Raw genomic sequence first — 3,353 nt, forward strand, 5'->3', positions numbered from 1 at the left:
GAAATCAGAAACATTGACTTATTGATAAGCTGGGGACTTAGCTTAGTTGGTAGAGCGCCTGCTTTGCACGCAGGAGGTCAGGAGTTCGACTCTCCTAGTCTCCACCATGTATCTTCGGATGCATAATAAGCAAACGGTTAGATAGCTTATAGAGCTTAGTAAGAAAGCGGCGTATAATGCGCGGCATTGTTATTAACCTCTGTGATTTATCACAGTTTCCTGACCTGACGAAGGCTGGAAAAATCATTAACAGAATATATTTGAGTTGAAATAAATTGTTCATACTCGTTTTAAAATCGACATTAGCAGTCATTTATGACTGGTTGATGAAGATCAAGAAATGAGTTACTAGCGATTAAACTGAATCAAGCGTTTTGGTATATGAATCTAATTGAAGCTGTACAGTGCTTAAGTGCACAAACGCCAACTGTATGAGAGTGATGAGAGATCATCATAATCTGTTGCTCATCCTACTTGTAGGGATGGACGACTGTTTGGGGTTGTATAGTCAAGTAATTAAGTGCATGTGGTGGATGCCTTGGCAGTCAGAGGCGATGAAAGACGTAATAGCCTGCGATAAGCTCCGGGGAGGCGGCAAATATCCTGTGATCCGGAGATTTCTGAATGGGGAAACCCACTTACCATAAGGTAGGTATCGTAACATGAATACATAGTGTTACGAGGCGAACGAGGGGAAGTGAAACATCTCAGTACCCTTAGGAAAAGAAATCAATTGAGATTCCCTCAGTAGCGGCGAGCGAACGGGGAAAAGCCCATTAAGTCATATAAGCTTTAGTGGAATGCTCTGGGAAGTGCAACCATAGTAGGTGATAGTCCTGTACACGAAAGGGCTTATATGATGATGTCGAGTAGGGCGAGGCACGTGAAACCTTGTCTGAATATGGGGGGACCATCCTCCAAGGCTAAATACTCCTGACTGACCGATAGTGAACCAGTACCGTGAGGGAAAGGCGAAAAGAACCCCTGTGAGGGGAGTGAAATAGATCCTGAAACCGCATGCATACAAGCAGTGGGAGCCGACTTGTTCGGTGACTGCGTACCTTTTGTATAATGGGTCAGCGACTTATATTCAGTAGCGAGGTTAACCGAATAGGGGAGCCGTAGAGAAATCGAGTCTTAATAGGGCGTTTAGTTGCTGGGTATAGACCCGAAACCGGGTGATCTATCCATGAGCAGGTTGAAGGTTAGGTAACACTGACTGGAGGACCGAACCCACTGTCGTTGAAAAGCCAGGGGATGACTTGTGGATAGGGGTGAAAGGCTAATCAAACTCGGTGATAGCTGGTTCTCCCCGAAAGCTATTTAGGTAGCGCCTCGGACGAATACCATTGGGGGTAGAGCACTGTTTCGGCTAGGGGGTCATCCCGACTTACCAAACCGATGCAAACTCCGAATACCAATGAGTACTATCCGGGAGACAGACTGCGGGTGCTAACGTCCGTAGTCAAGAGGAAAACAATCCAGACCGCCAGCTAAGGCCCCAAAATCATAGTTAAGTGGGAAACGATGTGGGAAGGCATAGACAGCTAGGAGGTTGGCTTAGAAGCAGCCACCCTTTAAAGAAAGCGTAATAGCTCACTAGTCGAGTCGGCCTGCGCGGAAGATGTAACGGGGCTAAAACTATGTGCCGAAGCTGCGGATGTATACTTTGTATACGTGGTAGGGGAGCGTTCTGTAAGCCGATGAAGGTGGATTGAGAAGTCTGCTGGAGGTATCAGAAGTGCGAATGCTGACGTGAGTAACGACAAAGCGGGTGAAAAACCCGCTCGCTGAAAGACCAAGGGTTCCAGTCCAACGTTAATCGGGGCTGGGTGAGTCGACCCCTAAGGCGAGGCCGAAAGGCGTAGTCGATGGGAAATTGGTTAATATTCCAATACTTCAGTGTAATGCGATGAGAGGACGGAGAAGGTTAAGTCAGCCTGGCGTTGGTTGTCCAGGTGGAAGGAAGTAGGCATGCATCTTAGGCAAATCCGGGGTGCTCTATGCTGAGATCTGATAGCAAGCTGTACTTGTACAGTGAAGTGGCTGATACCATACTTCCAGGAAAAGTCTCTAAGCTTCAGTTACACTGGAATCGTACCCGAAACCGACACAGGTGGTCAGGTCGAGTAGACCAAAGCGCTTGAGAGAACTCTGCTGAAGGAACTAGGCAAAATGGTACCGTAACTTCGGGAGAAGGTACGCTGCTTTTGGTGATGGAACTTGCTTCCTGAGCTGAGAGCAGCCACAGAAACCAGGCCCCTGCAACTGTTTATTAAAAACATAGCACTCTGCAAACACGAAAGTGGACGTATAGGGTGTGATGCCTGCCCGGTGCTGGAAGGTTAATTGATGGGGTTAGCGTAAGCGAAGCTCTTGATCGAAGCCCCAGTAAACGGCGGCCGTAACTATAACGGTCCTAAGGTAGCGAAATTCCTTGTCGGGTAAGTTCCGACCTGCACGAATGGCATAATGATGGGGGCGCTGTCTCCAGCAGAGGCTCAGTGAAATCGAAATCGCCGTGAAGATGCGGTGTACCCGCGGCTAGACGGAAAGACCCCGTGAACCTTTACTGCAGCTTGACATTGAACTTTGATCTTACTTGTGTAGGATAGGTGGGAGGCTTTGAAGCTGGGACGCTAGTCCTAGTGGAGCCAATCTTGAAATACCACCCTGGTAATATTGAGGTTCTAACTCTGTCCCGTTATCCGGGACGAGGACCATGTCTGGTGGGTAGTTTGACTGGGGCGGTCTCCTCCTAAAGAGTAACGGAGGAGTACGAAGGTGCGCTCAGCGTGGTCGGAAATCACGCGTAGAGTATAAAGGCAAAAGCGCGCTTAACTGCGAGACCCACAAGTCGAGCAGGTACGAAAGTAGGTCTTAGTGATCCGGTGGTTCTGTATGGAAGGGCCATCGCTCAACGGATAAAAGGTACTCTGGGGATAACAGGCTGATACCGCCCAAGAGTTCATATCGACGGCGGTGTTTGGCACCTCGATGTCGGCTCATCTCATCCTGGGGCTGAAGCAGGTCCCAAGGGTATGGCTGTTCGCCATTTAAAGAGGTACGCGAGCTGGGTTTAGAACGTCGTGAGACAGTTCGGTCCCTATCTACCGTGGGCGTTGGAAATTTGAGAGGATCTGCTCCTAGTACGAGAGGACCAGAGTGGACGAACCTCTGGTGTACCGGTTGTGACGCCAGTCGCATCGCCGGGTAGCTATGTTCGGAAGGGATAACCGCTGAAAGCATCTAAGCGGGAAGCCTACCTCAAGATAAGATTTCCCCGAGACTTTATGTCTCCTAAAGAGCCGTTGAAGACTACGACGTTGATAGGTTGGATGTGGAAGCATAGT

General features: G+C 48.9%; 1 tRNA gene and 1 rRNA gene. Both read left to right on the forward strand.

Annotated elements, in window-relative coordinates:
• The first annotated feature begins 31 nt into the window (after window positions 1–31).
• Window positions 32–107: transfer RNA gene (locus tag GTU69_RS16785), tRNA-Ala, on the forward strand.
• Window positions 108–506: 399 nt separating this feature from the next.
• Window positions 507–3,353: ribosomal RNA gene (locus GTU69_RS16790) — 23S ribosomal RNA — on the forward strand; the annotation flags it as partial.

The organism is Acinetobacter sp. SA01, from assembly GCF_011319235.1.
Lineage (GTDB): Bacteria > Pseudomonadota > Gammaproteobacteria > Pseudomonadales > Moraxellaceae > Acinetobacter.